Origin of the sequence: Rathayibacter sp. SW19, from assembly GCF_030866825.1 — a bacterium.
Classification (GTDB): Bacteria; Actinomycetota; Actinomycetes; order Actinomycetales; family Microbacteriaceae; genus Rathayibacter_A; species Rathayibacter_A soli.
The window spans coordinates 1148539-1163285 of sequence record NZ_CP133020.1 but is presented as its reverse complement, the minus strand read 5'-3'; the positions used below and the strand labels follow the sequence as shown (position 1 = coordinate 1163285).

Genomic DNA, 14747 nt, shown 5'->3' with positions numbered 1-14747 from the left:
GCCTAGCTGTGGTGGGTTGTTACGCGGCGTTCGTCTTGCCGAGCGGATCGCCCCAGGCGAGCACTGTCGCCGGGTCGGTGTCCTCGATCCTTGCCTGAAGCGTTTGCGAGACGATCGCGGCGGCATGGAACCCGTGCCCGTGGTCGTCAATGTTGGTACGAGCCCAGCGCCGCAACGCGCCGGCCCAGTTCTCGGCCTGCTGCAGACGATAAGCGCCGTTGCGGCCCTCCAGCAGCAACGCGGCTGTCGGGTCGTCCACGATCTGCATGAAACGCGCCAACACCAGATTGGAGACAAGCTTTTCCTGATCGGGCTCTGACCACAGCAACGCTTCCAGCCCGCGCGGCGGCGTACCCTGCGCCGCCAGCCAGGACGGGGCGAACTCTTGGATCGCGAGCACCTTCTCAAGGTCGGATTGTGCGACGATCTGCACCAGGTTACGGCCCGATTCCAACAGACCTCGCGCCTGCTCCCATTTCTGGTTTGCACGGGTCATAGACTCGATGTCGGTTCCCATCCGCGGCGTGGCCGCATCGGATGCCGCGGCGATGGTCGAGAACGCCTGCTGAGCCGTTGTCAGGTACTCGCCCGCCATTGTGGCTACCGTCGATTTCAGGTCTGCGGTTTCCGCGGCGATCTTCGCCGTGCGGCCGTCGCGACTCAGCGTCTGATCAGCGGCAATGGCCGGCGCGATCTCCAGCAGCTTCCGCGGTGCGATCTGCGCCGTCGTCCGCAACGCGTCCACCGCCTCAATCATCCGCGCGGCCGTTCCGGCCTGAGCCGATGGAACGGTAAACGTGCGCTTGGCCTGCAGTTCGCGAGCCAGCGGTGTCGTCACGTGCCAGCTATTGCGGTCGGCCACGTTCAGAATGGCGTCGACTAGCGGGCGGTCGTTCGAGGCGAGCGCGTTGACGTATAGTGTTCGCGCTTCGAACCCGGAACGGATGCGGGAAGCTCGCTCCCAGGCGTCGCGCCGGCTGATGTCGGCCGCTGCGTTCGTGAAGTCAGTCATAAGTGTTTCCTCTGTTCGGGCGCTGTGATGCACCGTGGCCGTGTGGCCGTGATTTTTGGCGCGGTGAAGGCATCGACCGCGTGGCGGTCATCCGGTCTTCCCCGGTTCAAGCGGCTACGGCCGACTTGGCACGTACTGCTCGGTGGTATTGCTCAAGCTCGTGGCGGCTGATCTGCCAACGGCCGGAATCATCCTTGACGGCTTCCAGTCGTTCGCGCTCGATCGCCTTCCGCACGGCCCGCTCGGTGATCCCGAGTAGCCGCGCCGCCTCAGCCGTGCCCAGCAGAGTATCCCTCCAGTCTGCCCCGTGTTCCGGCGATTTCTCCACTTTGGTTCCGGTTCCGGTACTGGCCCAGGCCATTGCCGCGAGCTGCACCGCCTCCAACGCGGCGGAAATACCAGGGTTTGCACCGCGTGCCCGAATTCTGACCTCGCTGATATTCGAGTACCGCTCCAGAAACGCACACACCACGCCAGGCAGCACGACGACGCTGGCACCGTGGGCATAGAACGCGGTCGCGTTCGAGTACTGCCCGCCGCTCACGTCTGCCCACACACGGCATGCGCCGCCTGCGTCGACTCGACCGGCCCGGCGTCGATCGGCCACCCGCAGCCGTCGCATACGCTCGCCCACACATCCCACGTCAGCGGCCACGACCGGCCCCGCCCGGCATCGATAGCGCGCGGCTCCGCGCCGTCGATATCGACCAACCCTGCCGCGACGACGGCAACGATTCGAGGCATCGCCCGGTCGGCATCCGCCGCGATATGCTCAACCCGCTGCTTTTCGCTGCCGACCATTTTCGCCACGACCGCAGCCGCCGCCGATGTCGCCGGATACGAGAAAGCCGGCGGTGGGCTCAGCACCGGGGCGATCAAGACGAACCCGCCGTTTCGCCGCTGCAGCTTGAAACCCACCGTGTAGAGCTGCGCCACGTATCGCGCTACGTCGAGACGTTCACGCGGTGTCAGTGCCGCAGCCTCAGCCTCCTGCCGTTGCCGAATCCGGCCGGTCAGGTCACTCACGTTGCCTGCGTCAAGCTCGCTCATCTCGTATCCCTTCGTAGTTGTCCAATACGCCGCGGCGCACGAGCAGATCAATCCACTCGCGATCCCCGCGGCGGGCGTCGAACTCTTCGACGCTCACGCCGTGCCGCCTGCACCACTTCTGCTTGGGCGTCTCCTTGACGACCCGCCGCACGCCGTGCCGACGCCCACTGTGCGGCGCGTGCACTATCTGCCGCGCCGCTGGCGTCACGTGTTGCCGTGCTGGCCCCCATGCCTCGGAGGACAGCCACGATGTCGCGATACGGATCTGGCTTACGTCACGGCCCGCTGTCTCCGCTGCGTACCGGCGCGCCCCGTCCAGGAGGTCATCGTGTGATGCGATCCGGCGAGCCCGCCGATACGATGCGACCGCCCTGAAACGATCTTTGTGCCGCGGATAAGCGGCCCAAAACTCGGCAAATTCATCCACGTCGACAGCGCCGATATCAAGCGTTGCATCCGTCATGCCGCCTTCTCCGATTCTGCGAACACCGGGCGGCGCGACTCCCGAGCCATACGCATCTCAACCCAATGGCCGTGGCGCTGCCGAGCGTTCCCGCATGCCCTGCACGGCTGCTCGGTGCCTTGCGGGTGGGAGCGGCAGAACGGTGAAGGAGGCATCTCGTCATCTGGCTCGCGAGGTTGTGGTGTTGCACCCTCATTGCCCTGCGCTCCCCCGGTCTCACCCTCGCGCTCTCCCTCACCTCCCACGTACTCCCCTTCCCCCTCTTCCCTCTCTCCCTCTCCCCTCCCTTCCCCCACGAGTTGCTCGCGAGGGCTCGCGAGATCCTCGCGAGTGTCGTCGTTCGGCGGTGCTGGGATGTTGGATTTGCTCGGGCGATCCACCTTCTGATGCCGCGCCCAGTTGACGATTTGCAGGTAGGTTCGTGGCCCAACGGTGTAGAACTTGATCTGTCCGCCCTCGGCCAGGGTCAACAAGTATTCGTCCACAACACCTGTCGTTACGTCGTCATCGAGCGGCCACACGGACGCCTTCACCAGTGCCGCGTTCGCATTGGCGCGGCCGTAGTCGTCCGCGTAGCAGAACAGCCCCGCGAAGGTCAGACGAACCGGGACCGGCAGCGCCGCGACATCCTCACTGGAGAAGAACTCCGGCTTGAGTGTTCTAATCCGCCGCACGAGCCGCCACCCCCTGCAGCACCATCGCGACAACAGTCGGCAGATCCTCGATCGACGCACGGTAGCACTCGCTGTACCCGCGGCCACTCGGCAGGATCTCGATGCTGTCCGCGGCCGTCACGAATGCCCGCTCGAACCGTCGACGTATCCGCGTCAACGCACGCCGCTCATCGGCAGTTGTACGCTGCTCGATCAGCATCACGACGATCGCGCCCGTCGCTGCAAATCGTCGCACCCGTGCCAGATGCCCGGCAACGCCGATCTTCACCACTCCCACGGCCGGCCAATAAACCATGTACAGTGTCAGGTTTTCAGTTTTCGTCATTCGATTACTTGAACCCCTCTCACGTCACTGCTAGCCGCCTGCGCTTCGAACACGCGTTCTTCCCTAGTGCGACGCGCCGCAGCCTGTCTTATCGCGTCAGACGGCCGCTGAGCGCCGCTGAGAGTGACATCGTGCCCGTTCGGCACCGGCTCCCGCGACTTCACGTCAGCAACACGGCCCCGCTCGCGGCCGTTCCATGCCCGCAGCGCCTCACGCTTGATGCGGAACAACCCGCCCTGCCGATCGGCATGCAAACGCCCCGCCTCGATCGCCGCGAGGATGCTGTACGGGTGCAGGCCGTAGAGCCGTGCCGCCTGCCGTGATGTGTACACGCCCCGATCCTCGGCCGTGTCTCGCAGCGCCTCCGCCATGATGCCCGCCAGGGTTGCGATCATCCCCGGCGCGACCGCGGCTTGCCCCGCCTCCACTGCGTGCAAGTACCCCGTGGTGACCCTCGCACGGTGCGCGGCCTCATCGACATCGAGCCCGCTCAACAATCGGAGCACTCTCAGTGCTGGCCCTGCACCGCTCGTACCGGTGCCATGTTCGACTAACGTCGTCATAATTTGCCCTTCGTTTTCGTGAATTGTGATGAACGCGACGCCGCCCCCGCGACACCGCGTCCGTCCTCGGATGCCACCGGCTCGGATCGTTGCCCCGTCATGCGCCCGGCGCTATCGACGTTGTGCGCGCCGTATCCCCCGTGTCATCGAGATACGTCAGCGTCCAGCCGTCGCCCGCAGCCCGCCGCTGCCGCCGCCGCTTCGAAACAAACCCGGCAATCGTGCGGCGGATCTCTTCAGGCGAGAAGGTCACACCGTCGACCATCACCCCGCCCGCGGCGATCAGCCGCGGGCGTCGCCGGTCATTCAACGGCCGCGTGCCGCGCCGAGTCGAGTCGAGTCCGCTGGTCGCGTTCATACGCTCACCACCCTCTTCAGCAGGTCCCAGGGGTCGACCTCGAACGCGACGGCGATACGTACTAACTCCGGAACGGTGTAGTTCCGCTTACGGCGACCGTGCCAGAGCCTGGATGCCCCGTGTTGCGACACGTCGAGGATCTTCGCAAGGTCGCTGATGGTGCAGCCGTTGGACTCCAGTTCGCCACGCACGAATGCTGTGATGCGTTCTGACGTTGACAGGCTCCGCGTTTGCCGTAGCAACGTCGGGCGCATGGGCATAGCGCTCATGAGGACACCTCCGGGTGACGGCGATACTGTTCCAGATCGAACGCGCGTGCCGCGGCCTCGAATTGATCGAATATGGCCCGGATGTCGGCAAGCTCCGTATCGAGTTCGGATGGATCAATCGTCCAAATGTCGATGTCGAACTCGAACGCCGTCTCGCCGGTGTCTTCGTTGTGCGCGATGTCGAACTCGATCAACGATTCACCGGATCTCACCGTGATGAACGGCCCCACGTGCGACCTGAGGTCGACGCCGCTTTCAGTCGGTCGATGCCCGTTACAGAACGTGAACGCTTTGCACGGGTCAAGCTCGCTTGCGGCTGGTATGAGATTCACGATCAGTTCATCCTTCTAATCGGTGTTTCGGTTGCCGCTGACAGCCGAGCGATCAGTGCCGACAACTCCCGCACAAGCGCCCTCGCGTCGTCAAGCGCCAGGGTCAGCACGTTCTCAAGATCCGTGCCGCACCCCGGAATGTTCAGCGCGACCCCGAAGCCTTCGCCCCCGTACTCTTGCGGGATGAACTCAAGCTGTGCGAACGCCGCCCGGTCGCCGGTCATGCTCCAGCCTGTGCGCGGCCCCTCCAGATAGACGAAGCCTTCGTCACATCCCTCCATCTGTTCCCAGCTCTGCACAGTCTCGCGAATCGAATTCGTAACAGTCATCAGTTCGTTCCTTCGTGTAATGCGGGGCACACCCGCTTGTCAGTTTGAACGGGCATCGCCCGCTGAATAGATGGTCTTTCCATGCCGCCTCACTGCTGCGGTTTTCCTCCCCGATCCGCCGTCCTCACAACGTCGCCCCGTGCACCTGCACGTTTCGTTGCGGTGTGGGGCTGCGCCTGCCTTACGGCAAGGTGCGAACGCCGCCCCGTATCTCGGAATCGAGAATTATCACTGTGGAGTTGCACTGCTTCTCAGGTGAATCGTGGGGGCTTATTAGGTGCCCTATCTGCCTGATTGTGTGGGTGCGGCTGCGCCGCGGGCGGCTACTCGACTTCGGCCGTTCTCAGTGCCGACACGCCGGGGGCCACATCGCCGCCCGCCGCGCTCGTGGCCGGCTCACATGATCCGCACGAGACGCCCGCCTTGAACTCGGCCAGCTCGATCTGACTCAGTCCCTCGCTGGCAAACCAACCCGAACCAAGCGATGCCGCGATGCTCTCCGCCTGCTCGCCACTCGCCGCGAGCCCGGCCACATGCCCGCAAGCCGACTTCATAACCGCGAAACACGGGACCACGCACCCGCGGGCATCGCCGGTCACGTGAACGCCGCCGTAGTTGTCATGTTCGCCGCCACGAACGCCTCGACGGCTTCACTGGGGTAGCGGACGAGCTTGCCGAGCTTGGTAAAGGCCGGGCCACGGTTTTCGTAGCGCCAGTGGGCCAGCGTCGTGAGCGGCACTCCCAAGTGTGCTGAAACCTGCATCGGCGTGTTGAGTGCCTGAAGCTGCTGGGCTGACGTTTTGACTGGTGATTCTTTTTGTCGTGTTGACATTGGCAAATCCTCTCTGTGTCTTGACAACACTATACACATGAATTGTGTCCTTGCGGCATTTTCACGGTATTGTTTGTGTCATGAGTGATGCAGAGCGAACAACGTGGATCGGCCAAAGGGTGAAAAAATACCGAGGCCGTGCGATGAGCGCGGAAGACCTAGCGGCGAAGATCGGCAACCCGAAGATCACGCGATCGGTAATCGCCAATATCGAGAGCGGTCGGAAACGGGACCCGTCGACATCTGAGCTGATCGAGATCGCCCACGCGCTTGATATCCCATTAGTCGCACTTCTGGTCGACCTGCACAACCCCGACGAACCTCTAGATTTGCCAGCGTTGGGTGCACCACTAGCAACCACACCGGCTCGCCACCTACTGCTCAGCACCCTTAGCACAAACCGCCGCCCCGATTTGATGGATAACCCGGCCTCACAAGACGCACGCCTGATCGTGCAGACGTTAGCTCGTATCGAAGAACTCGAATCCCGTCTCAGCGACTTTCAATCCGGCATTTATGCACTGACCCAAAAACGACGCCTAAGAGGCGAAGAGTTCGGCACGGACGACAGCGAAGCCCTCGACAGGGAGCGCGATGGTGCCGCCATGACCGAGCAGGATCGTGACGCCGCCATGCGCACGCTTCAGGCGCTCGGCGTGCACTCGGACGTGATTCAATTCTGGCGTGACCGTGGCTAGGGCATGGATCACAGACCGGTGGTCGAGATCCGAGACGGACTCGACCACGGGCGCGAAGACGACCGTGCAGACAGCCCAGCATGGCAAAGGCTCACGCTGGCGCGTCGACTGGTACGAGATGCAGATCGACGGCAGCAAGAAGCTACGCTCACGATCGCTTCGAACGAAGTCGCTCGCTGAAGACTTCCTCGCGAAGACTGAAAACGACATCCGTTCGGGCTCATATCGCTCCATCGAGCACGGCCGAAAGACTGTTGCCGCCGTGGCGGAGCAGTGGCTGAACTCGAAGAAGCGCGTGAAGGACTCAACCCGGTTCACCTACGAGCGTGATCTACGCATGTGGGTAAACCCGAAGTTCGGAGCCCAGCGGATCGGCTCTATCGAGACGCACGAGATAGAGCAATGGATTACCGAGTTGCAGCAAGGCACCGCGCCGCGTGCTTACCTGATCGACTACGCCGCCGATGTCGAGCGGGGCAAGTTGAGCCCGGCCAGTATTGCCCGGCTGCACACCGTTCTAAGTTCGGTGCTCGGCTACGCGGTGCGTAACGGGTGGCTCGCGGTCAATCCGGCTCGCGGTGTCGAGCTACCGACTGTGAGCAAGGCCGGGCACGTGTATCTGACGTATGGGGAAGTCGAGTCGCTAGCGGATGCCGCCCTGATCGTCGGTGGCGAATCCAACCGGGCGTTGATCCACCTGCTCGCCTATTCGGGTCTGCGAATCAACGAAGCGCTTGCCCTGACGATCGATCAGCTCAACCTGCCCGCGAAGCGCGCGACGATCCGGCAAGGGTTCACGCTCGGCAACGACGGTAAACGCAAGCTCGATACCCCGAAAGGGCACAAGTCGCGCGTGGTCCCTATTCAGCCGTTCATTGTTGACGAACTCGCGGACCTAACAGAGGGTCGCCCGGCGTCGAGCTTCGTCTTTCAGTCGAGCACGGGCGGTGCCATTCACGATCACAACTGGCGTGCCCGCGAGTGGCGAAAGGCCGTCCTCGGTTGCGGGCTCGATGGTATCGGGCTGACGCCGCACAAGCTCCGTCACACGGCCGCGAGTATGGCGATATCGGCCGGTGCTGATGTGAAGCTCGTGCAGCAGATGCTGGGACATAAGGACGCCTCGGAGACACTGAACACTTATGGCCACCTGTGGCCTGATCGGCTCGATGAGGTAGCGAACAAGGTGGAGAAGGCTCGCCGCAAGGCGCTGAAGAAGCTGCGCGCTCCGAAGTCATCATGACTAAATCATGACTGCGAAGCTTTGACGCCCGGTCACATGCTCCGCGTTCCCAGTGTTCGCAAGGCATCCAGAGCCGGCCACGGGACTCGAACCCGTAACCCCCACTTTACAAGAGTGGTGCGCTACCAATTGCGCCAGGCCGGCAGATCAGGCGTGCGGCCGTCACGTCAGACAATCTTAGGGGTTCGCGCGCCCCGGCGCAGGCACCGCACGGCTGCACCGCCTGCGGCCGCACGCAACTACGGTGTGGCCGTCGGCGTGGGAGTCGCCGTCGACGTCGGCACCGGCGTCGACGTGGAGTACGTCTGGCTCTGCGCCTGCACGACGAAGGCGCGGAACTCATCCGGATCGGTCAGCGAGCCGGAGTACTGCTTGCCGTTCACGAGCACGAGCGGTGTTCCCGTCAGCTGCTTCACGGTGGAGTTGGCGATCGGGCCGGACAACGCCCGGTTCAACGCGTCCTGCGCCCAATTGTCAAACCGGCCGTCGTCCATACAGGTCGAGATCGACGAATAGTGCGACACCCCGGCCTGCTGAACGAACGACTTGAGCTGCTCGTCTGTGAGCCCAGGGCCGCCCTCTGCCGGTTGATTCTTGAACAGCAGACTGTTGAAATCCCAGAACGAGTTCGGGCTGTAGTTTGCGATGCAAGCCGCCGCGTTCGTGGCCCGCAGCGAATACTTCGTTCCGGCGGAGTGGCTGGCCAGCAGCGGCACCGGATGAATCTCGACGGTCGCAGCCCCGCTGTCGACAAGCTTGCCGATCTGTTCGGAATTCGTCTTCTCGAACTCGCCGCAGAACGGGCACAGATAGTCGACATACGTCACGATGCTCACGGTGGACCCAGTCGGATCCGGCGTGTTTGCGATCGGCGAGGCGGTCGGCCCGAGCGCGGCCGTCGTCTGCACCTTCATGCCCTTGCCGATCAGGATGCCGTCGCTCGCCATATTCGCCGGCCCCGGCGCCGGCGGGTGGATGGAACTCACGATCACCACGGCCACGATCGCCAGAACTGCCACGATCGCGACGCCGATTCCGGCTTGCCAGAAGACGCGCCTGCGACGCTCCTTCTTCTTTTGTGCCTCACGCAAGACTCTGGCTTTGTCCCGTGCAGCTGCACGACGCGAGTTCTTGCTGGGCCGCGAATCGTTGGATCCGGCGTTGGTCATGGATTCTCACTTCGGGTGACGGGGAAAGTTATGCATCGCAATTCCATGCAAACGCACCAACGATAATAAGACGGATCTCTGGGAATTGGCCAGGCGGCACCTGGGCCCGCTCAGTGCGTCTGCTCCATCTGACGATTCTGCACAACCCCGGCGATGTCGTACTATGAAGTCGGTCGCTGTTGCCCTAGCAATGGCGACCACACCATCCATTCACTACGGATCGTCCGGCACGTACCTGCCGGTGAAGGAGTAATACCACCATGGCGTCAGTAACTTTTGACAAGGCAACCCGCCTCTACCCCGGCTCGACCCGCCCAGCCGTCGACCAGCTCGACCTGCAGGTCGCCGATGGCGAGTTCCTCGTTCTCGTTGGCCCATCCGGATGCGGCAAGTCCACATCGCTCCGCATGCTCGCCGGCCTCGAAGAGGTCAACGACGGCAACATTTTCATCGGCGAGCGCAACGTCACCGACGTTCCGCCGAAGGACCGCGACATCGCCATGGTCTTCCAGAACTATGCGCTTTACCCGCACATGACCGTCGCCGAGAACATGGGCTTCGCGTTGAAGATCGCGGGCGTCAAGAAGGAGGAGCGCGCCGCACGCGTGCTGGAGGCAGCCAAGCTTCTCGACCTCGAAGACTACCTCGCGCGCAAGCCGAAGGCGCTCTCCGGTGGTCAGCGTCAGCGCGTTGCGATGGGCCGCGCGATCGTGCGTAGCCCGCAGGTCTTCCTCATGGATGAGCCGCTGTCGAACCTCGACGCAAAGCTGCGCGTGCAGACGCGCACGCAGATCGCGTCCCTGACCCGCCGCCTCGGCGTCACCACCGTCTACGTGACACACGACCAGACAGAGGCTCTGACCATGGGCGACCGGATCGCTGTTCTCAAGGACGGCGTGCTGCAGCAGGTCGGAACCCCGCGCGACCTCTACGCGCAGCCTCAGAACGTTTTCGTGGCCGGCTTCATCGGCAGCCCTGCGATGAACCTCATCTCGGCAGATGTCGTCGACGGCGGAGTGCAGTTCGGCTCCGCCGTGGTGCCTGTCGAGCGCGACGTGCTCGCAAACGCCGGCAAGCAGGTCACGATCGGTGTTCGCCCGGAGGACGTCGTGGTCTCGCTGTCCGAGGGTGTCGGCCTCCGCGTGAACGTCGACCTGGTTGAGGAGCTCGGCGCAGACGGCTACCTGTACGGCCACTCCGAGATCGAGGGCAAGCGCACCGACTTCGTCGGCCGTGTCGACGGCCGTTCGCACCCGAACGCGGGCGACACCGTCTACATCAGCCCGAAGGCCGGCCACGTGCACATCTTCAACGCTGAGGGCGGCGAACGCCTCGGCGGCGCGGTCGTCGACTAACCGCATCGACCACCCATTCAGTAACGACGCTGCCGCGGCTCCCACAGGGGCCGCGGCAGCGTCGTCGTACGAGACGATAGATTCTTCACTATGGCTGGCTCCCTGAACATCACGGCGGCGACCGTGGATCCCGCACTCCTCGATCTGCCGTGGGACGTGCCGCTCGACGCCTGGCCGAACGACTACATCGCGATCCTGCCCAAGGGCATTTCCCGGCATCTGGTGCGATTCGCAAACCTCTCCGGCTATGTCATCGCGATCAAGGAGACGACCGGCGAGATGGCTCGCCGCGAATACGACATGCTGCGCACGCTGCAGCGCCTTGACATTCCGTGCGTCGAGCCGCTCGCCGTCATCACCAACCGAACGGATGACGACGGTGACGCTCTCAAACCCGTGCTCGTGACCCGACATCTCAAGTTCTCGCTCCCCTACCGCGCCCTCTACTCGCAGACTCTGCGCCCCGACACGGCAACCCGCCTCGTCGATGCACTCGCTGTTCTGTTGGTGCGTCTGCATGTCATCGGCTTCTTCTGGGGTGACGTGTCACTGTCGAACACGCTGTTCCGCCGTGACGCCGGCGCGTTCGCCGCCTATCTAGTGGATGCCGAAACCGGGCAACTCTACGACGGCGGGCTTTCAAACGGGCAGCGTGAGAACGATCTGGAGATCGCCCGTGTCAACATTGCGGGCGAACTGATGGACATCGAGGCGGGAGGGCGAGCGGACGAAGCCCTCGACCCCGTTGAGGTGGCTGGTGGGATCGTTGCCGCTTACCGCACGCTGTGGAAGGAGCTGACCAGCAGCGAGTCATTCTCGTCGTCGGAGCGCTGGCGGATCAGCAGGCGCGTGGAGCGCCTGAACGATCTCGGTTTCGACATCGAGGAACTGGCCATCAAAACGGACGAGACCGGCACGACCGTGCGCATCCAGCCGAAGGTTGTCGACGCCGGCCACCACCAACGCCGTCTGCTGCGCCTGACCGGATTGGATGCCGGTGAGAATCAGGCCCGGCGGCTGCTGAACGACCTCGACTCCTATGCTGCGACGCTCGGAAAGCAGGGGCTGGACGAAGAGGCGATGGCCCACGAATGGCTTCTGCGCGTGTTCGAACCGGTCGTGCGCGCCATTCCGGGCGATCTTCGGGGCAAACTGGAGCCGGCCGAGGTGTTTCACCAACTGCTGGAACACCGCTGGTTCATGTCACAGCACGAGGGCCGCGACGTGCCGCTGGCCGAGGCGCTGAGCTCTTACATCAATGATGTGCTGCGTCACCGTCGCGATGAGGCGACCGTGATCGCACCGGAGACAGAGGCCATTCTGCTGCCGGACGCCGTCGACTGGCGCGACTCGGTTTAGCGGCCGCTACTCGACCAGCGGACCTTTTCGCTGGTCGAGTAGCCCGCGAGCGCAGCGAGCGGGCGTATCGAGACCCGGCCGCTCCTCAACGGGCGGCGGCGCGCAGTTTGGAGATCTCGTAAAGGGTGACACTCGCGGCGATTCCGGCATTGAGCGACTCGGTCGTCGCACTGATCGGGATCGACACGATCGCGTCGCAGGTCTCGGTGACCAAACGCGAAAGGCCCTTGCCCTCGCTGCCGACGACAACGACGACCGGCCGATCGGCCAGCTCGAGCCCGGGCAGTGACACATCGCCTTCACCGTCGAGTCCGAGCACGAACATGCCCCGCTCCTTGAGCGACTTCAACGTCTGGGTGAGATTCGGTGCCATGGCGACGGGGGTTCGAGCCGCTGCGCCTGCCGAGGTTTTCCAGGCCGACGCCGTCAGCCCGACCGAGCGCCTCTGCGGCACGATCACACACTGGCCGCCGAACGCGGCGGTCGAACGGATGATCGCCCCCAGGTTGCGCGGGTCCGTGATGCCGTCCAGTGCGACGAACAGCGGTTTCTGGGCGCGACTGATGACCAGGTCGAGCACCTCGAGCGGATGCGCGTACTCATACGGTGGCACCTTCAACACCAGCCCCTGGTGCACCGAATCGTGCCCCGCGAGCCGATCGAGCTCCGGCCGCATCACCTCGAGGATCGGGATGCCGCGACCGGTCGCGATCGACAACACCTCCTTCACGCGATCGTCCATTTCGATGCGTGCGGCCAGGTAGAGCGTTGTCGCAGGGATCTTCGCCCGCAGGGCCTCAAGCACGGAATTGCGACCGGTGACCATCTCACTGTCGTCAACCTTTGCGCGCCCACGCGGCGCCCGCCCCTCTGTCGCTCGACCGCCGACACTGCGGCGGGCACTCTGGCCGCCTCGACCACCGCCCTGGCCGCCGCGGCCCGACTGCTCTCCACCACGCCCCAGCGCACCGTCACCGCGCCGGTTCGGCTTGCCTCGACCACCGGATGCCGTCTCGTAGCGTTCGCCGGCAGCCTTACGCTTTCCAGCGGGATGGTATGGCCGATCTTCCGCTTTCGGAGTCGGCTTCTTGCCCTCGAGCGCTTGACGGCCTTGACCACCAGAGCCGACCTGAGCGCCCTTCTTGGATTTGCGCACGGCGCCGGCGCGGGGCTTGCCCGAACTGTTCTTCACGATTCAATGCTCCAATGCGCACCCGTCGGGGTGTCTTCGATGGTGATGCCCGCCGCGGCGAATTCGTCACGGATACGATCTGCTGCAGCGAAATCCCGGGCGTCTCTGGCAGCTTGCCTGTCGGCCAGCAGCCTGCGGGCGAGTGCGTCCAGCGCGTCGAGTGCGGGGGCATCCGCAGTTCTTTGCCAGTGTTCCGCGCGCGGGTTGATACCGAGGATCTCGCTCATGGCGATGACCTGGCCTCGCACGGTGGCTGCCGCGGAAAGGTCCCCGCCGTCGAGCGCGGCATTGCCGGCCCGCACCGCCTCGTGCAACACGGCAAGCGCCTGCGGAACGGCGAGATCGTCGTCCATGGCCGTGGCGAACGCATCCGGAATCACCTCAGCGCCGCTGCCTGCGAAGCGGGTGTCTGCCAGGCGCCGTTCGACCCGCTCGAGATAGCCGGTGATCCGATCGAGCGCGGCCTCCGCCTCGGCCAGCGATCCGTCGTGGAAGTCGATCGTCGACCGATAGTGCGCCGCACCCAGGTAGTACCGCACGACGAGCGGATGCGCCTGGCCGAGCAGATCTGCCGCATATACGGAGTTGCCGAGCGACTTCGACATCTTCTGACCGTTGATGTTGACGAGCCCGTTGTGCACCCAATAGTTCGCGAATGAATCGCCGGCCGCAGTGGACTGGGCGAGCTCGTTCTCGTGATGCGGAAAGCGCAGGTCAAGCCCGCCGCCGTGGATGTCAAACTGCGCTCCGAGGTATTGCGCCGACATGGCGGAGCACTCGATGTGCCAGCCAGGGCGGCCGGGGCCCCACGGGCTCGCCCACGACGCGGATTCCGGTTCGTCGGCCTTGTGGCCCTTCCACAGGGCGAAGTCCCGCGGATCGCGCTTTGCACGCGGGTCGGCGTCTTCCGCAGCCTCCATCTTGTCGATGCTCTGATGCGTGAGCGCACCGTAGGCCGGCCAGCTGGCGACGTCGAAATAGACGTCACCGGAGGCATCCGCTGCCGGATAGGCGTGCCCGGCATCAATCAGCCGAGCGATCAGCGACTGCATCTGCGGGATGCTCGCGGTCGCGCGCGGCTCATAGGTCGGGGGCAGAATGCCGAGAGCGTTGTAGCCTGCCGTGAACTCGAGCTCGTAGCGGTAGGCGAGCGCCCACCACTGCTCGCTGCTGCCCGAAGTCTGCCCGGCGGCGGCGTTGACGAGGATTTTGTCATCGATGTCCGTGACATTGCGCACGAGCGTGACGTCGTAGCCGCGATAGTTCAGCCAGCGCCGCAACTGGTCGTAGACAAGGGCGGAGCGCAGGTGGCCGATATGCGGGGAGGACTGCACCGTCGGACCACAGACGTACATGCCCACCGCGCCATCCACAAGCGGGGTGAAATCACGCAGGGCCTGGGCCTTGGTGTCATACAGTCTCACGGTCACCGGTCTAGCCTATTCGGTCACCGCTGAGTGTTACGGCGGCCGCAACCGGCTGGCCGACGCCTTCGAGTTGACCCTGTCGTTGCCGCGTAGCGCG

20 protein-coding genes and 1 tRNA gene are annotated in these 14747 nt (G+C 64.2%); 4 read left to right on the top strand and 17 right to left on the bottom strand.

What is annotated here, in order from left to right; genetic code table 11:
• Positions 1 to 19: 19 nt before the first annotated feature.
• The 13 genes from QU604_RS05335 to QU604_RS05275 all read right to left on the bottom strand — a co-directional run bounded on the left by QU604_RS05335 (position 20) and on the right by QU604_RS05275 (position 6207).
• Positions 20 to 1012, bottom strand: a complete 993-nt coding sequence (locus tag QU604_RS05335) for a hypothetical protein (protein WP_308467779.1) — start codon at positions 1010 to 1012, stop codon at positions 20 to 22.
• A gap of 106 nt (positions 1013 to 1118) precedes the next feature.
• A complete protein-coding gene (locus QU604_RS05330) occupies positions 1119 to 1556 on the bottom strand; it encodes a helix-turn-helix domain-containing protein (protein WP_308467778.1) in 438 nt (145 codons plus the stop codon).
• A complete protein-coding gene (locus tag QU604_RS05325; RefSeq protein WP_308467777.1) occupies positions 1553 to 2062 on the bottom strand; it encodes a hypothetical protein in 510 nt (169 codons plus the stop codon). Before QU604_RS05325 ends, QU604_RS05330 begins: the two co-directional genes overlap by 4 nt.
• Positions 2049 to 2525: a hypothetical protein gene (locus tag QU604_RS05320; RefSeq protein ID WP_308467776.1), complete on the bottom strand. Its 477-nt coding sequence runs from the start codon at positions 2523 to 2525 to the stop codon at positions 2049 to 2051. The genes QU604_RS05325 and QU604_RS05320 overlap by 14 nt, the downstream gene beginning before the upstream one ends.
• On the bottom strand, positions 2522 to 3199 hold the full coding sequence (locus tag QU604_RS05315; RefSeq protein ID WP_308467775.1) for a hypothetical protein: 678 nt from the start codon (positions 3197 to 3199) through the stop codon (positions 2522 to 2524). Before QU604_RS05315 ends, QU604_RS05320 begins: the two co-directional genes overlap by 4 nt.
• Positions 3186 to 3524, bottom strand: a complete 339-nt coding sequence (locus QU604_RS05310) for a hypothetical protein (RefSeq protein ID WP_308467774.1) — start codon at positions 3522 to 3524, stop codon at positions 3186 to 3188. The genes QU604_RS05315 and QU604_RS05310 overlap by 14 nt, the downstream gene beginning before the upstream one ends.
• A complete protein-coding gene (locus tag QU604_RS05305; RefSeq protein WP_308467773.1) occupies positions 3521 to 4087 on the bottom strand; it encodes a helix-turn-helix domain-containing protein in 567 nt (188 codons plus the stop codon). Before QU604_RS05305 ends, QU604_RS05310 begins: the two co-directional genes overlap by 4 nt.
• 97 nt (positions 4088 to 4184) lie before the next feature.
• Positions 4185 to 4445 carry a hypothetical protein gene (locus tag QU604_RS05300; protein ID WP_308467772.1) on the bottom strand — a complete coding sequence of 87 codons (261 nt, stop codon included), beginning with the start codon at positions 4443 to 4445 and terminating at the stop codon, positions 4185 to 4187.
• Complete coding sequence (locus QU604_RS05295) at positions 4442 to 4714, bottom strand: helix-turn-helix domain-containing protein (protein ID WP_308467771.1); 273 nt, start codon at positions 4712 to 4714, stop codon at positions 4442 to 4444. Before QU604_RS05295 ends, QU604_RS05300 begins: the two co-directional genes overlap by 4 nt.
• A complete protein-coding gene (locus QU604_RS05290) occupies positions 4711 to 5046 on the bottom strand; it encodes a hypothetical protein (RefSeq protein ID WP_308467770.1) in 336 nt (111 codons plus the stop codon). The genes QU604_RS05295 and QU604_RS05290 overlap by 4 nt, the downstream gene beginning before the upstream one ends.
• Before the next feature lie 2 nt (positions 5047 to 5048).
• Positions 5049 to 5375: a hypothetical protein gene (locus QU604_RS05285; protein ID WP_308467769.1), complete on the bottom strand. Its 327-nt coding sequence runs from the start codon at positions 5373 to 5375 to the stop codon at positions 5049 to 5051.
• 323 nt (positions 5376 to 5698) lie between these two features.
• The gene (locus QU604_RS05280; RefSeq protein ID WP_308467768.1) at positions 5699 to 5974 is read right to left on the bottom strand and encodes a hypothetical protein; all 276 of its coding nucleotides are present in this window, start codon (positions 5972 to 5974) and stop codon (positions 5699 to 5701) included.
• Positions 5971 to 6207: a helix-turn-helix transcriptional regulator gene (locus QU604_RS05275; RefSeq protein ID WP_308467767.1), complete on the bottom strand. Its 237-nt coding sequence runs from the start codon at positions 6205 to 6207 to the stop codon at positions 5971 to 5973. The genes QU604_RS05280 and QU604_RS05275 overlap by 4 nt, the downstream gene beginning before the upstream one ends.
• Positions 6208 to 6287: 80 nt before the next feature.
• Here QU604_RS05275 and QU604_RS05270 point away from each other — a divergent pair, with 80 nt between their 5' ends.
• Together QU604_RS05270 and QU604_RS05265 are read left to right on the top strand one after the other, a co-directional pair.
• A complete protein-coding gene (locus QU604_RS05270; protein WP_308467766.1) occupies positions 6288 to 6905 on the top strand; it encodes a helix-turn-helix transcriptional regulator in 618 nt (205 codons plus the stop codon).
• Complete coding sequence (locus tag QU604_RS05265; RefSeq protein ID WP_308467765.1) at positions 6892 to 8148, top strand: tyrosine-type recombinase/integrase; 1257 nt, start codon at positions 6892 to 6894, stop codon at positions 8146 to 8148. The genes QU604_RS05270 and QU604_RS05265 overlap by 14 nt, the downstream gene beginning before the upstream one ends.
• A gap of 71 nt (positions 8149 to 8219) precedes the next feature.
• Here the strand turns inward: QU604_RS05265 and QU604_RS05260 are convergent.
• Positions 8220 to 8292: transfer RNA gene (locus QU604_RS05260), tRNA-Thr, on the bottom strand.
• 95 nt (positions 8293 to 8387) lie between these two features.
• On the bottom strand, positions 8388 to 9317 hold the full coding sequence (locus tag QU604_RS05255) for a DsbA family protein (protein WP_308467764.1): 930 nt from the start codon (positions 9315 to 9317) through the stop codon (positions 8388 to 8390).
• Between the two features lie 260 nt (positions 9318 to 9577).
• Here QU604_RS05255 and QU604_RS05250 point away from each other — a divergent pair, with 260 nt between their 5' ends.
• Together QU604_RS05250 and QU604_RS05245 are read left to right on the top strand one after the other, a co-directional pair.
• A complete protein-coding gene (locus QU604_RS05250) occupies positions 9578 to 10672 on the top strand; it encodes an ABC transporter ATP-binding protein (protein ID WP_308467762.1) in 1095 nt (364 codons plus the stop codon).
• Between the two features lie 90 nt (positions 10673 to 10762).
• The gene (locus QU604_RS05245; protein ID WP_308467760.1) at positions 10763 to 12031 is read left to right on the top strand and encodes a DUF4032 domain-containing protein; all 1269 of its coding nucleotides are present in this window, start codon (positions 10763 to 10765) and stop codon (positions 12029 to 12031) included.
• Positions 12032 to 12116: 85 nt separating this feature from the next.
• On the opposite strand, the gene rlmB is transcribed toward QU604_RS05245, so the two are convergent.
• Together rlmB and cysS are read right to left on the bottom strand one after the other, a co-directional pair.
• A complete protein-coding gene (rlmB, locus tag QU604_RS05240; RefSeq protein WP_308467757.1) occupies positions 12117 to 13223 on the bottom strand; it encodes a 23S rRNA (guanosine(2251)-2'-O)-methyltransferase RlmB in 1107 nt (368 codons plus the stop codon).
• Positions 13220 to 14653, bottom strand: coding sequence for a cysteine--tRNA ligase (gene cysS, locus QU604_RS05235; RefSeq protein ID WP_308467755.1), 1434 nt, complete (start codon positions 14651 to 14653; stop codon positions 13220 to 13222). The genes rlmB and cysS overlap by 4 nt, the downstream gene beginning before the upstream one ends.
• Positions 14654 to 14747 lie beyond the last annotated feature (94 nt).